Annotated in this window: 25 protein-coding genes and 1 pseudogene; all 26 read right to left on the reverse strand. The window is 55.1% G+C overall.

Annotated features, from left to right (window positions below):
• Positions 1-7 precede the first annotated feature (7 nt).
• The gene (locus GA0061101_RS15340) at positions 8-427 is read right to left on the reverse strand and encodes a GNAT family N-acetyltransferase (RefSeq protein ID WP_167669553.1); all 420 of its coding nucleotides are present in this window, start codon (positions 425-427) and stop codon (positions 8-10) included.
• A 64-nt stretch (positions 428-491) separates the two neighbouring features.
• Positions 492-905 carry a hypothetical protein gene (locus GA0061101_RS15345; RefSeq protein WP_092573956.1) on the reverse strand — a complete coding sequence of 138 codons (414 nt, stop codon included), beginning with the start codon at positions 903-905 and terminating at the stop codon, positions 492-494.
• A gap of 43 nt (positions 906-948) precedes the next feature.
• Positions 949-1,170, reverse strand: coding sequence for a hypothetical protein (locus tag GA0061101_RS38635; protein ID WP_141694071.1), 222 nt, complete (start codon positions 1,168-1,170; stop codon positions 949-951).
• Positions 1,167-3,197: a hypothetical protein gene (locus tag GA0061101_RS15350; protein WP_092573958.1), complete on the reverse strand. Its 2,031-nt coding sequence runs from the start codon at positions 3,195-3,197 to the stop codon at positions 1,167-1,169. Before GA0061101_RS15350 ends, GA0061101_RS38635 begins: the two co-directional genes overlap by 4 nt.
• Positions 3,198-3,200: 3 nt before the next feature.
• Entirely contained in the window at positions 3,201-3,725 is a 525-nt protein-coding gene (locus GA0061101_RS38640) for an HNH endonuclease (RefSeq protein ID WP_141694072.1), read from the reverse strand.
• A 4-nt stretch (positions 3,726-3,729) separates the two neighbouring features.
• Positions 3,730-4,431, reverse strand: a complete 702-nt coding sequence (locus GA0061101_RS15360; RefSeq protein ID WP_092573962.1) for a phage adaptor protein — start codon at positions 4,429-4,431, stop codon at positions 3,730-3,732.
• Positions 4,431-4,577 carry a hypothetical protein gene (locus GA0061101_RS39385; RefSeq protein ID WP_167669554.1) on the reverse strand — a complete coding sequence of 49 codons (147 nt, stop codon included), beginning with the start codon at positions 4,575-4,577 and terminating at the stop codon, positions 4,431-4,433. Before GA0061101_RS39385 ends, GA0061101_RS15360 begins: the two co-directional genes overlap by 1 nt.
• 195 nt (positions 4,578-4,772) lie before the next feature.
• On the reverse strand, positions 4,773-5,468 hold the full coding sequence (locus GA0061101_RS15365; RefSeq protein WP_141694073.1) for a phage adaptor protein: 696 nt from the start codon (positions 5,466-5,468) through the stop codon (positions 4,773-4,775).
• Between the two features lie 4 nt (positions 5,469-5,472).
• Positions 5,473-6,168 carry a hypothetical protein gene (locus GA0061101_RS15370; RefSeq protein ID WP_092573965.1) on the reverse strand — a complete coding sequence of 232 codons (696 nt, stop codon included), beginning with the start codon at positions 6,166-6,168 and terminating at the stop codon, positions 5,473-5,475.
• Between the two features lie 10 nt (positions 6,169-6,178).
• Positions 6,179-6,526 (reverse strand): hypothetical protein, encoded by a 348-nt coding sequence (locus GA0061101_RS15375; RefSeq protein WP_092573966.1) that lies wholly within the window; start codon positions 6,524-6,526, stop codon positions 6,179-6,181.
• A gap of 50 nt (positions 6,527-6,576) precedes the next feature.
• Positions 6,577-6,783 (reverse strand): hypothetical protein, encoded by a 207-nt coding sequence (locus GA0061101_RS15380; protein ID WP_092573979.1) that lies wholly within the window; start codon positions 6,781-6,783, stop codon positions 6,577-6,579.
• Positions 6,776-7,069, reverse strand: a complete 294-nt coding sequence (locus GA0061101_RS15385; RefSeq protein ID WP_092573981.1) for a hypothetical protein — start codon at positions 7,067-7,069, stop codon at positions 6,776-6,778. Before GA0061101_RS15385 ends, GA0061101_RS15380 begins: the two co-directional genes overlap by 8 nt.
• Positions 7,066-7,524: a hypothetical protein gene (locus GA0061101_RS15390; protein ID WP_092573983.1), complete on the reverse strand. Its 459-nt coding sequence runs from the start codon at positions 7,522-7,524 to the stop codon at positions 7,066-7,068. The genes GA0061101_RS15385 and GA0061101_RS15390 overlap by 4 nt, the downstream gene beginning before the upstream one ends.
• Before the next feature lie 42 nt (positions 7,525-7,566).
• Positions 7,567-8,481, reverse strand: a complete 915-nt coding sequence (locus tag GA0061101_RS15395; protein WP_092573985.1) for a hypothetical protein — start codon at positions 8,479-8,481, stop codon at positions 7,567-7,569.
• Between the two features lie 14 nt (positions 8,482-8,495).
• Positions 8,496-9,104: a hypothetical protein gene (locus GA0061101_RS15400; RefSeq protein ID WP_167669555.1), complete on the reverse strand. Its 609-nt coding sequence runs from the start codon at positions 9,102-9,104 to the stop codon at positions 8,496-8,498.
• A gap of 89 nt (positions 9,105-9,193) precedes the next feature.
• Positions 9,194-9,694, reverse strand: coding sequence for a hypothetical protein (locus tag GA0061101_RS15405; protein ID WP_092573988.1), 501 nt, complete (start codon positions 9,692-9,694; stop codon positions 9,194-9,196).
• Positions 9,695-9,705: 11 nt separating this feature from the next.
• Entirely contained in the window at positions 9,706-10,599 is an 894-nt protein-coding gene (locus tag GA0061101_RS15410) for a hypothetical protein (RefSeq protein ID WP_092573990.1), read from the reverse strand.
• An 11-nt stretch (positions 10,600-10,610) separates the two neighbouring features.
• Positions 10,611-10,991, reverse strand: a complete 381-nt coding sequence (locus tag GA0061101_RS15415) for a hypothetical protein (RefSeq protein ID WP_092573992.1) — start codon at positions 10,989-10,991, stop codon at positions 10,611-10,613.
• Positions 10,992-11,003: 12 nt separating this feature from the next.
• On the reverse strand, positions 11,004-11,213 hold the full coding sequence (locus GA0061101_RS15420; RefSeq protein WP_092573994.1) for a hypothetical protein: 210 nt from the start codon (positions 11,211-11,213) through the stop codon (positions 11,004-11,006).
• A 129-nt stretch (positions 11,214-11,342) separates the two neighbouring features.
• Positions 11,343-11,879, reverse strand: a complete 537-nt coding sequence (locus GA0061101_RS15425; RefSeq protein WP_092573996.1) for a hypothetical protein — start codon at positions 11,877-11,879, stop codon at positions 11,343-11,345.
• 14 nt (positions 11,880-11,893) lie between these two features.
• Positions 11,894-14,098 (reverse strand): portal protein, encoded by a 2,205-nt coding sequence (locus GA0061101_RS15430; RefSeq protein WP_141694074.1) that lies wholly within the window; start codon positions 14,096-14,098, stop codon positions 11,894-11,896.
• Between the two features lie 200 nt (positions 14,099-14,298).
• Positions 14,299-14,553, reverse strand: coding sequence for a hypothetical protein (locus GA0061101_RS15435; RefSeq protein ID WP_092574000.1), 255 nt, complete (start codon positions 14,551-14,553; stop codon positions 14,299-14,301).
• Positions 14,554-14,886: 333 nt separating this feature from the next.
• Positions 14,887-15,087 carry a hypothetical protein gene (locus tag GA0061101_RS41050; RefSeq protein ID WP_425349998.1) on the reverse strand — a complete coding sequence of 67 codons (201 nt, stop codon included), beginning with the start codon at positions 15,085-15,087 and terminating at the stop codon, positions 14,887-14,889.
• Positions 15,068-15,589 carry an HNH endonuclease signature motif containing protein gene (locus GA0061101_RS41055; RefSeq protein ID WP_425349999.1) on the reverse strand — a complete coding sequence of 174 codons (522 nt, stop codon included), beginning with the start codon at positions 15,587-15,589 and terminating at the stop codon, positions 15,068-15,070. Before GA0061101_RS41055 ends, GA0061101_RS41050 begins: the two co-directional genes overlap by 20 nt.
• A gap of 191 nt (positions 15,590-15,780) precedes the next feature.
• Positions 15,781-17,334, reverse strand: a pseudogene (locus GA0061101_RS41060) (phage terminase large subunit family protein); the annotation flags it as partial.
• Positions 17,331-17,945 carry a terminase small subunit gene (locus tag GA0061101_RS15445; RefSeq protein WP_167669556.1) on the reverse strand — a complete coding sequence of 205 codons (615 nt, stop codon included), beginning with the start codon at positions 17,943-17,945 and terminating at the stop codon, positions 17,331-17,333. The pseudogene GA0061101_RS41060 and the gene GA0061101_RS15445, both read right to left, overlap by 4 nt.
• Positions 17,946-18,210 lie beyond the last annotated feature (265 nt).

An 18,210-nucleotide genomic window follows, 5' to 3' on the forward strand; every position in this document is an offset into this window, starting at 1 on the left:
TCGTTCCTTACTTGTCCCACGCGCATGGGCCTGCAAAATGGCGGTTCCAGACGAAGAACGCGCCAGCCTTTTCCAACTGCTTTTCGTAAAGGCGAACCTTTGCCTCGGTTCGATGATTGCTGACGATTCCCACCATCAGCGGTATTTTCATCTCTTCTGATTTTTCCTTGGCCCATCCGAGGAGTTTCTTGGCATAGTCGGAGCGTCTGTGATCAGGATGGACGAAATTCCATGCTTCGTTGAGATACCAAGCCTCGGAATAATAGGGCTGTTCAATGCCGAGATAGATGCTACCGACCGGATCGCCAATTTCGCCGACAACGCCAATCAAGGCACCTTGTCTTCGGAAATACCGCTGCATATATGCCCTGACGCGGTCTGGAGAGAGCGGGAATAATCCATTCTCGTCGTGCAAAAGGCTGATCATGGCAACGATTTTATCCTCGTCGGCCGGAACCGCGAGGCGAACGTCATCAGACATATTCGGCTTTCTATTTGTGGGGAGTTGGGAGTTTTTTCAGGGTTTTGATCGTCTGCTTGCGGGTATGCAGAACGAAATGCTCGAGGATTTTATGCCCTCTCTTCAAATCGCCGCCGCCAAGCTTTGCGATGACTTCAGGAGGGACCACATATTCTCCGCCCGCTGCCATGATAGGCACGGCGCCCCCATCCTTGCGATGGATCGCCGCGGGAGCCGCCCCGCCTGGGAGATTGAAAAGATGATCGAGGATCTTGTGACCATTCTCTGAATTCCCCTCCCCGAGACCAGAGACGACATCGGCCGGGATCACGAAGCTTTCGGCCGGGACATCGATCGGGAGATGATCGGTACGACCAGCGACATGGGATTTCAGCGCGCCTATGGTAGGCGCTGGACGCGTGTATGGTGTCGCAGCGAGCCTCATAGCAGCTCCCACATCGTCTGCGCCGCTTCCGGGTGCTGCGGGCTTAGACATAGTATGGAACCTTGGCACTCGTTCCGTCTGGGAGCGTGACGACGATAAATCCAACAGGATTTGCCGGCAATGTGGCAGAGCCCCCTGTTGCTGTTGTTGCCGTTCCGCCCGTTTGCGGGAATACTGACAAGAGAACCTGGCGCAGACTATTAATGGCCTGGACGCCTTGGTTCAGAATATTCCAGATGCTATCCGATCCTGTCGCCATGTTCATCGCTTTCCATCCGGGGCCGCTCTATATCGCAAGCCCCCCATGCGCCACCAAGATCCCAATCCAGCGCCTTCTATGCGCATGGAAACCTGTCGTCCTCTGAGCCGAGGATTTTTGTAACTGGTGGCGCTGTTGACTTGATATGGTCCCTTGGTCTTTACCTGACCGCTGGGATAATCCGTATATTTTAGGGTGATATTGAGGGTAGCGTTCGGAGCGGAGTTGTATTTCCCATATCGGAAATCAGGGATCATCCAGTCTAGGAACATTAATTCCTCGCCTTGGGAGATCTGCACATATCCCGTTTCGAAATACTCCCCCATCGGAGAGCCATCAGCATCATTCGTAGTCTCGTGCTGGTAGACATAACCATCCGGGGAGCCACCAATCGGCTGCCCAAGGACGGACTGATCGATCCAAGCCGTTCTGGCAAGCTTGCCATAATCCCAGCAGTTGAGGATGAAATTGTATTTCACATAGGAGTCAACTTCTCCGGTACCGTTCGAGATCGAGGGGTAATGCCAGGCAACCTCTCCAAAGCCATTATTGGAAGCGGCGGTTATCTTGTCGATGTTCTGAAGATCGAGATCTTGGAAAACAGTATCCCAGACAGAGCACACGATCGGTTGAACACCAGCGCCGGCATAGAGGTAAAATTGATTGTTCCCCATCCAGTAGACGGTAGAATTCACGACGCATGCTGCATGTCTAGCGATAAGACCGCATTCTTCGGCCAGCTTATTGAACCCGAAGACAAAGGGCGGCTGGATATATTGCATGGCCCAGACATCGATGTCGGTCCAGATGAACCCGAACTGCGGCCCTTGCAGACCGCCGACGATTTTGGAACCTGTCGGAATGCGATAGCCACCTGCCTGTGTGAGGGCCGTTACCGACCAATTCGTGTAATCGCTTGAATCCGACCAATTGATAAGCAGCGGATCTTGAACACCATTCACTGACGATGCCCATGCCACGAGTATTTGTGACGGCTCTGAAACAAATATTCCCCCATTGATGAGAGGGGCCTGAATAACCTTCGTGGCAACAGAATAACCGCTATCTGGCGACCACGTATAAATCGGCCCGTTGGAAGGACATGCGATCAGAATTTCACCCCAATTGTCCAACGTCCAATTAGTTGTCGTGATCGGCGAACCTTCACTTGGCGAAGGTGCTTCACCCGTTCCGTATGTTCCGGTTCCGTACGTATTGACGCCATATCCACCCGGGGGCGGTGCAAAGGCAATGCCGATATAATAGATGATCTGTGCATTGCCGCCATTCATCGGGACTGTCGCGCTCGATGTTGCGGCATTTGAAGCGTTGATCGTGAACGTATCTGCGGTGGGGACAGACTGAACAATGTACGAGCCGCTTAACGTTAAGCCTCCCACGACCGTTGGTGTCGAAATTGCGAAACTCGAGCCGACAACGAATCCATGATTGTCCAGCGAAATCGTAATGCCCGGTGTACCGATGAGAGTAGTAAAGGTCGGGAGGGCGCCAGCGTGGGAAACGGTGCTGGTTGCGTTGGACGCCGCGGTGATCAGATACGTATTTGTCGAAGGAACGCTGTTGATCGCATATGGCCCCTGCAGGATAAGGCCGCCAATTGCAATTGGCGTTTCGATATAGATCGAATCCAAGCTCGAAGGGACGATATTGGTATCGATAATCGTTACGACAGCGCTACCGGAGACCGTCGAGAAATCAGGCGCTATGTTACTGACGGCGATGTGAGGCGTGACATTCTGATAATAGTTTCCGCTCAGGACGCTAAGGGATTCTTCCGCTCCTATTCCAAGATGGGAATCTGCGTTGATGCCCTCCCATGCATGAAGAGCGCGGATCGGCGAGCCAACGGATTGCGGGTAGAACTTCTGCCATCCGCCCATCTTTTCAGCCAGGACCATATTCCCGGCTGCCTTGAAGCGGATAAGCTGTGATGTCTGGATCACACCCATATTCTGCGTCGGCGTAGCCTCGGTATTGACACCGGGCGCCAATGTAATCGTCTGTAAGGGCATGGATTAGACCCGCGAGAATTCGCCGTGAAGCGCCTTAGCGGCCACCCCATAGGCTTTATGGGCTTCTTCGGCGGTGTAGAAGTATCCGATGTGCCGAAGCCTCCCATCGTGACGAATTCTCGCGGACCAATTTTTCGTGCCCTTCCGGTTGCCTTCCCAATAGGCGCCCTTTAGGCCGCTCTTTGTCGTTTTGTAGACGGGAGAATTTGCCTTGTTCTGCCCATTCGTCGCGAGCCGAAGGTTATCCCAGGCGTTGTTCGACTTATTCAGATCTTTATGGTCGATCTGATCGCTAGGCCATTCGCCCATCATATAAAGCCATGCCAAACGATGGGCTGGATATACATTCCCATCGACGCATATTCTGATGTACCCTTTCGCGGAAAGGCTACCTGCCACGTCTCCGACTTTATAACGCGCGTACTTGTTGGGGGCAGATTTTCTCGTAAAAATACCCGGCGATGGGTCATAGTTTACCAGCTCTCGGAGCCTTTCAGCATCGAGATCAGTGCGATCTTCAACAAACACTAATTTACCCTCTTGGAGGTTGGGCTAAGGGCGTAGGAGAAAATGCAGTCCACGAATCTGACCACGATTTCTTTCGTAGCTCTTCGATAGCTGCGGAGCCCTTGAGGGCTTGGTATTGCTGTTCCCAATTGATCGGCATTTGCGGGTCACTGCCGGATGAGGAGAAATTTCTCATATAGCCCGACACGAATACCATCGACGCTGCGATAAACAGGTCATAGAGATAGGTCGTAAGGAAGGTTGTCGTATTCGATGCCGACAATGGCGCCGGCCTTTGCGTCCCGTAAGCCTCCAGAGTGTAAAAATTGTCTGGGGAGGGTCCAAGGATCAGTTTCCATTGATCGACCATCGCGTACATGGTGGGAAGTCCCGTCGAATTAGGGTTCCCCCACAGTGCGTAAATCACCTCTTTCGAAGTCGGGACTAGAGGATTTCTGACCGCAGTACGGGGATCAGTTGCGATGGGGGTCAAAACATTGATCCCTTGCACGGTGACGAAGGTACTTGGCAACGTGGCGTTTGGATTGGCCGTCGTCAAAGATACGCTCGTGTCGCGGAATATTGTCGAGATAAGATCCAATTCTCGATATATCCGCATTTCCGCATAATTTATGATCGCCGGAATGATTTCTTGGAACGTCGTATCGGTGGCGTCCATTGCGATCATATTGTCCAGATCGGCAACGTAGGTGGTGTAATCGACCATCAGTTCGTCACCAGATTGAGACCGTCATTCGTAACGATGTCGATGCCATCATTCGTAATGAGGAAGGTATTGTCATCGATAAAGAAATATTCCGGCCGGGGGTTGCGGATCGGAAGCGGGTCGGCTGAGAGAATGCGGGTTCGCAACTGTTGCTGCGGTTCATCCCAACAACTCTCACAGACAAGAAGACGAAGGTTCTGAAGTCGGTTGCCACTCCATTGCATCTGCCAGCGCAGATCGACGTGGTTGTACCAGCGGCCGCAATCGTCACAGACGGCAAATGCCTGAGGGTTTCGCGAGCTAACTCGCGCTCTACTATGGAATCTCCACGCCACTGGATATTACCTCGAATAATAGGAATTAATTGAGGGCGACAGAAAAAGAGGTACATCCTCCGTGTCCTCTTCCTGGGCGTTCTGAAGCGCCTGCTGTGCCTTGGCTTCGAGCCGCATGACTTGCTCTGGTGCGTAGCTGTGGGCGAGACGGGATGCGAGGCCCCATGCAAAGGCTCCGAACCATCTGTTCGGAAGGTCAAGCGTTTCGCCGCCCTGTAGATTGGCGTCGAAGATCTGCGTCACTCGATAGTAGCGCAGCAGATAGGGCCCATTGCCGTCAGGGACTTGCCAGAGCGTGATCGACGGCGAGAGCAACCTATCGAACCAGAAACTGGTAACGCGTCCCTGCATGTCCTTATTCGGCATTGAGGCGTATTCGGTGCGGGACAATGGCCAGATGATCGTATCGATTGGATTGCCATTGCCGTCATTCACACGCCAATAGATATCGAGAACCATGATCGTGGAAGGATCGACGGGATAGACTGCCTGTCCTTGGACAAGCGGTACCTCGACCAGATCGACTTTCCACAAATTTGGAGTATCGTTGTTCCACTCGGCAAGCATGAGGTTCATCGCCATGCGGGCATCGACCAAATGCTCTTGCGCGATCGCAGCGCGACGAATGCCACACAATCCGTAGCAATAGAGAACAAACTCTCCTATCGCAGGGTTGAAGGAGGAAGAACCGCTGCTGGTCATCTGTTCAGCTCAAAACTATGGCTGTAACTGCGCCGCCGGAGACCGTGAGCGTGGCCTTTGACGTGTAGGTGCCTGTGACGGGAACGGTAAGCTGTTGGCTGTTGGTGACGACTGCTTTCGTCGGTGCCAAAGACACCCCTACGCTTTGAAGGCCACCGGACGAGACATTGACCGTCGCGAAGTCGGTAGACGCACTGACTGAAACAGTACCGAGACTTGTCGTGAAGCCATTGGAAATCAGAGTGTCGGTCTGGGCCGCAAGAGCGATCCAGTTGATAAAGCCGCCTGCGATCGCAGCATTGCCATTGAGAGCACCGCCGCCGCCGTTATTGGCCACTTTGACCGACATGCCATTGGTGACGAGCGCCGCTGTTCCTGGCACTCCTACGTAGGAAAGTTGCCCTGTTGCACCAACGATCGTGGCCGTGCAGCTAACGGATGTTCCGTCAGCGTCCTGAACGGAAACGGCGCCAGCCTGGTTGGTGATGACGGTGCTGCCTGTCGGGAGCTTCGCTGATTGCAAACTGCCGCCACTCACGCCCAAGGTGACCGTCCCGAATTGGACGGTGCCATCTGGTCCTGTCAGCGCCTTAGACTGGCCATCGGTCACCACCGCACCATTTGCGGGGATTGTCGCACCGGGCACAAAAGAAATACCACCCGGTCCGGAAAGACCGTTTGCTGAGATAACGCCGGTCATGGGGTGGACCTCAGTTGATCGAGAAGGATTGACGTGTCTTCAGCTCAAGGCTGCCGCCAGACAGCGTTGCGACATTCAGGCGAACAGCGGAGATCGGGAACAGGTAATTCCCCGTGATGGTCGCGCTCGACCCGACAGGGAACTGCGGATCAGTCGTCCAGCGAACATTCGGGTTGGCCGTGTTGTCCTGCAGCATCAGCTCGTCGAGCGTGTATTCCACACTGTATGTCGTGGTGACACCACCGGCGACATAAACCTGAATGGCGACATTGAACGGGGCAATCGACGGATCGAGATTGAAGGCAACAGACGTGCCTGTAGCGGATATGCTAACGAATCTGGAAAGCGGAGATGGCATTAGCCTATCCTCAACAAAAAAGGAAAAGGCAGAGGCCGGAGCCCCTGCCATCAGTGATGGAAGGATTTCAGTGTCTCGGCGAGACGCGCTCGCTTGGCGAGTTTGGGGTTGTCCGAACGAGCAGCTTTCTCAAGCTTCTTTTCGGGGATTTTCTCGTCCTGTTTCACGCCGAGTTCTTTGTGAAGAGCGCCGGGATGTTTCACCGCCCCGGCAATCCACTTTTCCTTGACCGATCCGCCCGAGGCGTAATCAGTCACCCTCCTTGTCGGAGGCACCAGTCGTCTTGGCGGCCGAAGAAAGCGGGCTGGAATCGGCACCTACGCGGCCACCGGCCTTGCGGCCCGGACGATCAAGGCGCATCTTCGACTTCTTGCCGTCGACAGCGCCCATTTCCTTTGCCTTCTTCTTCACACGGCCGCCGTCCTTGCGTTCGTCGGCTTCCTTGCGGACGTTCGATTCAGCGCCGGCATAGACATCCTTCGGAGAATCATCCTTCGGAACGACACCGCCGTCCTTCCGGCAACTTTTCATCTTACCCTTCATGGCGTGTCTCCTGCCTGGGGCTGTTGAACATAGAACACGGTCACTGTGACCGCGCCTGCTGTCGTTGCTCCAACGGGCGTTACCGTGACGAAGACGCCGTGGTTGGTCGTGATATTCTGCATCGCAGTCAACTGGGCTGCAGAAAGGGTTGGAGCGGCGCGGCCTGCCGTCTTGGCATCGACTGCGCCGACATATTGAGTACCAGCGGCAGCGGTACCGATCGTGAGAGTGGCCGAGGTCGCAGAATCATAGGCAGTCGTCACATCGATATTGAAACCGGTGATCTGACTGCCCTGCGGGAGATCGACACGGCCGGTCACTGCGGTCGTGCTGTTCTGCGTCAACGAAACGCGCTGAGACATGAGGGCATAGCCCTGGTCGGAATAACCAGAGCTAGTGCCGTCAAGCTTCTGCGTGAACGTCGAGAGAGGGCCGGTAAAGGCTGTGGTGGTCATTGGGATATCCTTTCCTTGAGGAAAGTTCTCGACCGGCCGCGGTTAAGCGGTCGGCAAAGAACCCCAAATTGCACGCCAGTCATAATACCCAAACGAGTAACGAGCGTAGCCCTTCACCAGAAGGTTGTCTGTCGTGAAATCGACCTGCATATCCGTCTCGAACGAGATACGATCGAGATAGAGAAGCCCTTCGATATTGGTGAGGAGGAACCATGCGAAGTTGCTGGTCAGGAACTCCGATACCGTATAGCCGTCCGGCAGACCACCAGAGGTGGACAGGATGGCGTTGACATCGTTGTCGGCGGTGCCCGGGCGCAGTTCCGTCTTGGTGAGGCGGATTGCGACAGGCTCGAGAGCATTCGGAACCACGAGCTTGCGGGCGCGTGAGAATGTCTTGAGGCCGGCATTGTCAAGGAAGGTGACCGGGATCGTCGTCATCGCGTTCAGAAGAGCGGATTCGTTCAAATCCACCTGAACAGCCGGCGTGTTGGCGATCGTGCCGCCATCGATCGGATGGTTGCTTGCGATGAGGGAAACACCGTCACCGCCGATTGCCGGATTGTAGACGTTCGCCGTGTTGAAGACGTTCCAGCCGTAGATTTCCTTGGTCTGGGCAAAGGACTGCATCAGGCCGAGGTTGGAAGGCTGGAATTGTGCCTTGTAGAGGTTGTCGTCGATGGCCTTACGCGTGATCGCGTAACCGAGAGCGATTTCGTTGTGCTCCTGATTGTAGATATAGCGTTCGCCGGCCTGGTTGTCGAAGGCAGTCTGGCCGCCTTCGGTCTTGAGCTTTGCGAGACCGAGGTAACGCATGGACGCAGTGCGTTCCAGCGCCATCTTGGAATTGCCCTTGGTGAACACGTTCGGCCAACGGGCGGGGATCTGATCGTACTTGCCGGTAACGCCACGGAGACCGGGAAGGAGGAGATCGCGGATTTGTGCGAGATTGATAGCCATATCCTAATCTCCTCTTAGACGATGCCGGTGAGCGACTTGGTGTCGACGTTGTTGAAGCCAACGACGATCCAGTTGCCGTTCGAAGCGGAATCGGTGCCATTGGCGCCGGGGGGATTGGTGACAAGGCCTCTAATGCGGAACGGCAACGTTGCAGTGACCGCAATTGTTGCTTGGTTCGCGTAGGCACCGGAAAGACCAGTCAGCGTGTTGCCAGTGCCGATCGCGAAATTGATATTCGCACCGACATCGGCCTCAGTGACCGCCGTACCGGCATTACCGGATTGAACGATGAACTGTGCATTCGGATCATCGATGATCAGACCACTGACGGTGGTGTTTGCCAGTGCAGAGCCAGAACCAGGCCAGTTTTTAGCCCAGGTTCTCTGACCGGTGGCAGCCGAAATATAGCTGCAGCCTGCAAAGATGCCGGCGATCTGTGTCGTGCCAGGAGCGGACTGAGCGATAGTGCCGTCCGACTGACTGGTGACGGGATCGTTCAGATAAATAGCGGAAGCGGTGAGCGCGATCAGACGAGTTTTCATCTCGTAGGTTGGCGCAGAACCAAGGCCGCTAGACTGAGCGAACCCGAAAGGAGCAAAGGTGTTAGCCATTGCGATCTCCATTCAGGAAGGAAGAGCATTCCCACCGGCCCGGTAGTTATGTCTCGGATGATGCCGAAGCGGCCCGCCGCGGCAATAGAGGTACGGAAGCCTTACGGATCGATATCCATGGCTTCGTAAGAGGTGCGATTGTAATTCTGCAGGTTGGGAGCTTCGCGCGGCAGCGTGCCGGCGGGTGCTTCACCAAGCTGTTGCTTCTTGACACGAACGACTTCTTCAGCCGAAGCACGATCTTCAGCCTGTGCTTCGCGGGTGAGTTCGATCGGCCGTTCCATCAGCATGAGACCGTCACGGATGATCGGACCCTTGTGGCCCTCTGCGACGAGATCGGGATGGCGTTCGGAACTGACCGGCTCCCAACCCTGTTCGCGCATGAAGATTTCATAGGAAGGATCCGACGCACCATAAACAGTGTGACGTTTCCATTCGTAGCTCGTGCCTTCGGGAATTGCCCTAGGGTCGATATAATATTTGTCGGCGATCTGGCCGCCTTTGCGCTTGCGTTCCCGAATGGGAGCGGTTCTGATCGCAGAGCGCACTTCGTCTTCCTTGCGCGGCCGACCAGGGCCACGCTTCTCAATATCGGCTTCCATGTCAGTGATCCTTAGTGAGTCGTCCCATTCTCGCGCTGGATGGCGAGGAGTTGCTTGGCATATTCGGCGTCGGTGAGACCGGACAGAGCGGCAATCTCACGCTGGGCAGCTGTCAGACGAACGGTATTGGTTCCGCGCGCCTGAGGAGCGTCAGCGGCTCCGCCTCGGCTCACCGGAGCGGCCGGTGCTGCTGCGACGCGTCTGATCTCAACGCCGGTGTCAACAGTCTCAGCGGGTCGCTGTGTGTATCCAAGCTCCTGATCGAGGAACTTGAAATACTCCGGACTATCCACCTTGATATCGTGGAAGAGCGCGCCGTAATGAGCCTTCTCCAGCTTAGAGCGGTTTTGGATGGCATCCGGATGGCTGCGAACCCAGTTTCCAGACTGTGGGGAGAGCGAAGCGGCGAACTGTTCGACCGGGTCGACGGCGTGCTTGACATCCTCGGCACGGCGCTCAAGGGCTGCCTTGCCTTCCTTCATCCGCTGCGCTTTGACGGCGACCTCGGACATAGCCGATTGCGCTTCGGCAGCGGCTTCGAAATCACCCTGCTCCATCGCAATGCGATATTTCTGCTTGGCATCGCTGCGCTCGTGCTCGACATTGGCAATCGCGTTGTCGAGCGCCATCATTTCGGCGCTGACTGCGGTATTGCGAGCCTGGGCATTCTCGCGCTGGAAGCGTTCGATCTCGCTGCCGCGTTCCTGCGCTAGGCGTTCTGCCTCGACCGCTTTAGCCTTGGCATCGGTGGCTTCCTTCTGAGCGGCCGCCAACTGGACTTTCCAGTCCTCGACGCCTTCAGCATTTTTCCCGGCATCGACTTCGATATCGGTAATTTCCAGCGGGTCATTCTCAACGACGATTTCCAGATCGTCATCCGGCTTTGTGCCTTCATCAATAACCATCACGGTTTTCCTCAGTAGATCATGGAGGGATCGGAGATCCGACCCTTGATGTGAACGTCTTCGAGCAACCGGCAGTGGGTCTCGCTGATATCGATGGAATAACCATCCGAGACGCGGTACATGACCCAATCGCCGACCTCGACGCTTTGGCCCCCGAAATCGTTCGAGTTGTCGTTCCGGAAAGCAAGGGGTCCCTTTTTCAGAACCAGTCCCACCTTACCCTGCCATTTGTCCTCATCCTGGGTCTTTTCCGGAATGAAGATGTTGCCGATCTTCGCACCGCGCATGTAAATGCCGACGAGGATCTGATTGTGCATGATCTCCAGCCCATCGATGTCACCGATGGATGATAGGATTTCTTCTTTCGTGCTTTGCGGTTTGTTGGCTGCCATGTTTTCCTCTGGTTAAAGGCGTTGATCGCCCATCTTCCGAACTATTTCGGACAGCACATCGAGGGCGGTTCTGATCCCCGCCACTTCTCCGCACCGATATTTGTAATCAGGAAAATCCGCTGCGATATTGCCTGCAATCGCTTCGATCTTGGATTCGATGATCTCGGACAGTTCTTCCCGAGCCTTATTGAGCAAGCGGATATCTGCAACACTCGCGCTCATGAATTCTCGCTTCGCTGCTTACGCCGCAGAATGCCACACGATGGGACGGCGCCGTTCTTCACGGACGAGCAAGCGCTTGTTCCAGTCGCGAGTTGGGCCAGTTGGAAAAACCCTCATCGTATATGCGGATTATTTCGCTTTGGCGTTCTTGCCGTATTCCTTGATCTTCTCCAGCCGGCCTTCGCCACTGCCGGCGCCGGCCGTCATCTTCGGAACTCGGCCACCATCTTTGCGCATCGGCATGCCGGGCGAAGGAGGCATAGGAGCGCCAGGAGAGGCTTGTGCAGGCATCGGTGGCGGGACTGGTGCGCCACCACCCATCGGAGGCATCATTGGCCCCCCCTGAGGCTTGGGAGAGGCGACGATGACGTTGACCGTCGTCGCGCTGCCCTTCTTGGCTTTGCCGACATTCCCGCCGTTGGCGAACTTACCAGGCCGATCCATGCGCGCCTTGGCGCTCTTGCCGTCGACCTTCGAACCATCGACACGACCGCCGCGCTTGTAGCCCTTGGCATATTCGCCGGATGCTTCACCCTGCGTACCGTCAGGACCGGGAAGGACGTGACCAACGCCTTCATCCGTGCCGAGGTCTGCCGTCGTAATTTTCATGCTGCGCATCTTGTCGGCGCGGCTCTTGTCTGCCTCGCCTCGCATCTGATGGGCCATAGATATTCTCCTGATTATTGCGGGCCGAGAACGCCCATGGATTTCGATGCGTCCTTCACTTCGTTCAAGGCACTCTCATGCTTGGCGAGATCGCCGAGGAAGTTCAGACCAGCAATGCGCTGTTTGGCCTGTAGCTCTTGGGCGCTTGCTGCTGATTGCTGCTGCACCAATTCCTGCTTGGACTGAATTTCCGCTTGGTCCTTGGCGGCGTCCTGATCTGCGATCTTGGCCTTGAGCGCCAATTCCTGTTGCTGGCCGGCGGCCTTGATCTGCTGATCGCCCTGCTTCAGCTTAAGTTCGGCCATCTTCGCCAATGCCAGCGGATTTGGTGGCTGCGCCTGTGGAGCGGCAAACAATGCATCGGCGTCGTCATAGCCAAGCATTGTAATGACGCGGTTCACGACTTCCTTGCTATTGAGCATGCCCTCATAAGCCTTGTCGATCTGGACGAGGGCTTGTGCTTTCATGAGCCGGTGCATGTGAGACGGCGTATTAGGGTCGGCCATCGGGACGATCGATGCGTCTTCAAGCGCGGCAATGAATTTGTCCGCGTTCCAGTCCAGCGTTCCCTTAACAGAGCGCACGAAGGATTCCGGGTTCTCGCGGAAGCATTCCTTGAGGAGTTGAAACTCTTCGGCTTGGGCTGCATGAAGGCGCTTGTGAACAGCACTTTCGATCTTGGTGGCCTGTTCCAGCAGAGCAAGCGTCGTGCCGACCGGAGCGTCCTGCTTGCCCTCGCCTATGCTCAGTTCTGCGGTGCCGCCGACGCGCTGACCGGTTTCCGCGATATTCTGCGTGAACTGCGCGAAAGCCGTGCTGATATCCTTGTAAGGCAGCGGCATGATGGCATCTTTTATAGCCATTCCATTTGTATCAAGCCCAACGCCGCCGCCAGGTGGAATACGAAACTCGTTGGTATTCTGCCGTCCAGCCAGCTTCGCATAGATAAAGCCTGGGAAGTTGGCAAACATGCCGGCATCAAGCATTTCACGCCAAGCTGCCGTCAATGCATTCGTCGTATTCCCTAGGATATGCACGAGGCCGATGTCATAGAAGCCGAGCCCGGGCACGAAGGAATATTTGACGAAGATAATCTTGGCGAGCTTGGTCTCGTCGTCCTCGCGCCAGTTGCGGCGGACTTCAAGAACCTGCCGGCTGTCGCGATCGATGACGACGCGATATGGAAGAGCAAGACCTGTCGGGCCTTTGCCGTCCTTGTCCTCAAAGCCTTTGATGTCGAGCTCGCAATAGCATTCGTAGATGGTATGATCCCGATCCACTTCTTGCATGGCGATCTGCGGATCAATGCCTTGTGTGTTGGCAATCTCCTGATCAACCGCATTGGGCAGCGACGGATTGGCAAACCCGAGCGAGATATCCCGATAGGCGCCGGCCAACTGCATGCGCTTCAATGTAGACGGCTTCATCGTGATCTGGTGCGTTACACGGCGCGAATTGCGCAGATCCGTCGAAGCATCGGAAACAATCAGATCCTTGGCATCGACCGATTCAGAAACCGGACGCCTGCGGATCGGGCAGTTGTAAACCTTCTTAAAGCCGCAGCCACCGAAGCCTACATAGAACAGCAGCCTGTCCGTGTCTGGGTAATATTCCGTGGCCGTCGTGGTCAGATAATAATTGAGATCGCCTTCAAGCGCTTCAGCAAGATCATCATTGATGCCGTTCGCCTTGATCTTGTCGGCAACCTTGATCGGGCCGGAAGACGGAAGCAGTTCACCGCGGGCATTGGCTTGGAAGCGAAGAACCGCCTCGAGCAACAGTGGATGGCGAACCGTGGACATGCCTTCGAGGGCAACGGATGCATCAACGCCGCTCTTCGGATTTTCCATCTTGAGGCCGAGCAGTCGGATACCCTGCGCTCTTGTCTCTAGCCAATCCGTGCGCGACTGATCGTCCTGCTGAATGCCGAGCAGCAAATCCTCGGCGATATGGTTTAGCTCGCTGCTATCGATATAATCCGCGAGATTGGCGTCATGCTTCTTTGCGCCCGACTTATCTCTTCCCGGAGTTTCAGGAGAGAAATCGATCGTAACGCCGCCATCATCCATTTCGATGATAGCGGCACCGGTCGCGGGATCGATCGTGACGCCATCGACAGGACCGTCAGTCGATAAATCGACATCAATGTCACCAAGCAGAGACGGAACTTCCGGCTCGGGCGCACGCATGGCGGACGGTGCCAGCAAACCCATGGGCATAGAAGTAGCCGGCATCTCCTCAAGTGAAGGAGAACGCCCTTTCTTTCGTGTTGCCATGGATTATCGATGTCTCTCTGAAACGAGCGCGCGAACGGCGTCTTCCGTGCCGGCTGTAGCAACGAGCTGGAAGCCGACGAATGCGCCCCACTTGCCAGGTTCTATCTCGCGGTAGGTGAAGCGGCGGACGAAAGGGACGAGCATTATTTCGTGACTGCACTCAAAGCCGCTTCGGCTTCGCGGGTGAAATAGGTCCAGAGCGGGAAAGTATGCTCGGCCTTCGGAGCGACCCAGAGCAAGTGATTGACGCGCTGTGGCTCTCGAGCGCACACCATTACGTCAGGATTAAACCCAAGCCGATCAGCGATAGCCCGAGCAGCCTTCTCGATATCTGAGACAGACGGCTGAGCTTCGATGCCCTCGTGAGCTGCCTTGATGATGCTTTCGGAGATGGTCATCGGAGATTCCTTGGCTGAACTGAACGGGAAAACAAACTGAGGAGGCATCGGTGGCGGCGGAATCGCCGTATCGGAAAGGGCTGGGACCTGCCTGCGGATTATCGGCCGCTACACTTCAACCTCCCACCAAATTGAGAGAAGCCCCCATAACCACGGATTACCCGCCGTGTCGGGATTTCACTGGCTTGTTGATTTGGAATGGAGGGTCGCTACCCCCTCTATGGCTACTATCGGCCTTTCGGCTGTCCCGTCACCATGCACACACTGCCGGGCTGCTCCGTACACGGGGGCAAATTCCCCGCCGCATTCCATGAGCCGCAATATACCACAGCATTAAACTGGGTATAGCGGTTTGCTGTTCACCGGCCCCATCAGATCGCTCTCCATCTCAGCAGCCATTTCCGAGCCGTGGATGAGCAAGCCGGCGTCACGAAGATGCTTCAGAGCCTGTGTGACGCTGTCGCAATTATGGACTAGAATTCCATTCGCAAAGAAGCAGTGCGCGCCTTCAACCTCAAGATTGAACACAGGCATAATTTGGGTGGACGAACGTGTATTTCCCTCTGCGGAAACCAGATTCCTGCACTTGACATTTAGGCCCGCAGAAAACGCGTCTTTTGCTCTTCTTCTGGAATTCATCCCCACACCACCGGCATTTCCCGCTTCCGATGACATTCCGGATATATGGCAAGGCGCCAGGTTTGTGGATGCTTTCATAAACGTGGCTGCGATGCCATTCACGGCCAGCCGCTGAAGAATGCCATGCATTTGCCTTTGGCCGAATGTTGGCGAGATTGGCGCGGACCTTCTCCCTATCGATGTTCTTAGGAAGGCTTCGATGCGTCGCAGCCGGTAAGCACTCCAGATTTTCGCGCTCGAAGTTAAATGTGTCACCGTCACGATGATGAACTTCAAAGCCCGCAGGAATTGTCTGTCCCGAATGATGTTCCCAAATAGCGATATGCAATCCCTTAGGGGATTTACGGCCTTCATTGGTAGTTGATTGAGATAGATAGTATCTACGCTTTCCGCCCATCCTTCGGTATGAGATGCCATCGAATTCAATGACTTCAGGAGCGCTATCTTCAGAAAACCGCAAAGGTCATTCCTTACGAGACGTTTCTGGCAACGAGCATCTGCGAGAGGCTGGTAACCGAGATCCGTAGTGAATACAGGGTGGTTTGATGTACCGTTGATCCCAAATCGATTGACGGTGGCTGATACGCCAGTTTGGCCCGACCAAAGAACGCTTCTCCAGCCATCTGGCGTCAGAACTTCATCGCCGACGTGGATAGATCTGATCGGAATTGGCCCGCGCTTCGTGTCAATAAGGGTATTGCCAGCTAGGCAAAGGTCATCGTGAGGAGCGCGAGGAAATGAAGCCATTTCCGTCATGACCATGTCGGCCCAATCACGATCAGGCGCATAGATCATTTCAGCCGAGAACAAATGCTGAATGCCGTAGGCTCTGGCAACCTTGTCGCCGCCCTTCGGATTGAGCAACTGGACACCATAACCTTCTGCGGCGTGCAGCCTATTCAGTTCTTGTGCTACCGAAGGACCGCTCGCCTTGTTTTCGATCAGAATGCGATCGACCTTGAAGCGCCTACAGGTTAGTGATGTGCGCTCGACAAGCTGATGAAGAGCGAGGCGATCACGCCAGGCATTCATCATGATTGCCTTCGGCATTCCATATCGGTCGTTGAAACAGCCCCAGATCGTCAGTGCCGAATAATCGTTTTCGGTCTTTTCGGTATAGGCTGTGTCGAGCGATGCGACGATGTAATCGCAAGCCGGGAACTTCTTGAACTGCGGATCATCCGGATCGTCTGGGTTTCCCCACAACTGCCACCATTCCCGTTGGAAGATACCGCCGCCGCGAGGTGTAGGAGCTTGCTGATACTGTCCTGCATAGCCATAAGGGCCTAGCAAGTCTTTGAGCGCTGCCGTGACCTTTGGCGAGAACCGCTCTTCCCAAGCTAGCTCGCCGAATTCATCTCGTGGATCAGTCCAGCCGATCGATGTTGAATAACGCCGGCCATCCCATTCCATCGGGATCATCAAATGATCGTAATCTTGCGAGCTTTCGATAATGGTTCCAGATACGTCGCTTTCATGCACGCGCTGCATGATGACGACGATGGCTGACTTCTCCATGTCGTTCAGGCGGTTCGACATGCCTTCGCGGAACCACCGAACTGTTTCCTGACGAACCCTGTCGGATTCCGATTCCTTGACGTTATGAGGATCGTCGAGGATAACCCGATCGCCTCTTTCGCCCGTTCCAACACCTCCGACCGATGAAGCAAGCTTCCAGCCGGTCTTATCGTTGGTAACAAGCTCTTCGCCGATCTTGCGCAGCCCGTATCGATCACCCCAAAGCCGCTGATAGTCAGCGCTGATGAGAAGATCTCTGAACCGGCGGTTATCTCTGTTCGTCAGAGACGCGGCGTACGAGAACGTCACATACCGCAAACCAGCGCGGCGTTTCGGTCCCCATTCCCATGCCGGCCAAAATACGTTGGTCAGCAGCGACTTCATGAAGCCAGGGGGCACATTTATAAGGAGACGATTGATATCTCCGTATGTCACCGCTTCGAGATGTTCGCAGACGGCTTCAAGAGCCCATCCCTCGACGAACTCCGTATTGGGTTCCAGAACGCTCCAATGCCGGCGCGTGAAGGCCAATAGGCTTTCTTCTGCGTCGGCTTTGTCCAGTTCGTCCAGCGCCCAATGAGGATTGGCGAGCGAGAATTGGATTGCCTCTTCGAGCGTGCTCATTCGTCGTCTGAATTATTACCGGTGGCTCTTCGTTCGACCATCTGGCGCAAGAAAGCCCGCTCTTCAGCCGTCATATCTGCCAATGCGCCGGAATGTTTGATTTGGACCGCGCCACCGTTTTTGCCGGTCACTTCATGCTTATCGACGACATACCCGAGCAGCTTGGCCAAATCGACCAATGCGCCCTTCTTGTCGTGCAGCTTGAACTTCACCCGGCGGACATCGCGGGCATCTTCACCGCGGCCGTCCTTGAAATCTTCGACCGTAACCTCCGAGAGAGCCGCAGCCTGGTCGCGCGTCAAACCAGAGAAATCCAGATAAGGATCGCCGTCAGGACCGGCCCGCATATAGTCGAGCATGTTGGAAAAGCCGATCTTGGCAAGCTCTTCAACAATGCGCTCTTTGGTGACGGCTAGCTTCTCGATGGCTCTTTCAGTGACGGCGGCTTTGATTTCTTCAATTCGCTTCAAAATGTTTTCATTTGATTTCAGTCGAGAAGCATTACCTCGGTTGGGTTTGAAACCCGCAAGCTCATATGCTTCATCTGCTGTCTTGCCACCAGCGAGACCTTGTGCAAACTTCTCATGCCGAGCATTCTTCAGGACTGGCATCGGTTATCCGTTAGACTTTCTAGCCACAGTGACGAGCCGCCGGCAATCGCCGAGGACCGCGTTAAGCTGAGGACCGACGTCAATCCCGAATGTCATCGGGTATGGCATGCCCTCTTGCTTTAGAACGGCTATGAGGTTGGAGAGTTCTGTTTGCTTCTCACGCTCGGTCATGGAATATTATTCCTGTCAGCCGGTAGGCCCTGAGCATTTCGCGATATGGATTTTCTCAACAAGTAGCTATAAGCGCATACGGGCACGCGACGTT

It is taken from the genome of Martinezella lusitana, assembly GCF_900094565.1.
In the GTDB taxonomy this organism is placed as follows: domain Bacteria; phylum Pseudomonadota; class Alphaproteobacteria; order Rhizobiales; family Rhizobiaceae; genus Rhizobium; species Rhizobium lusitanum.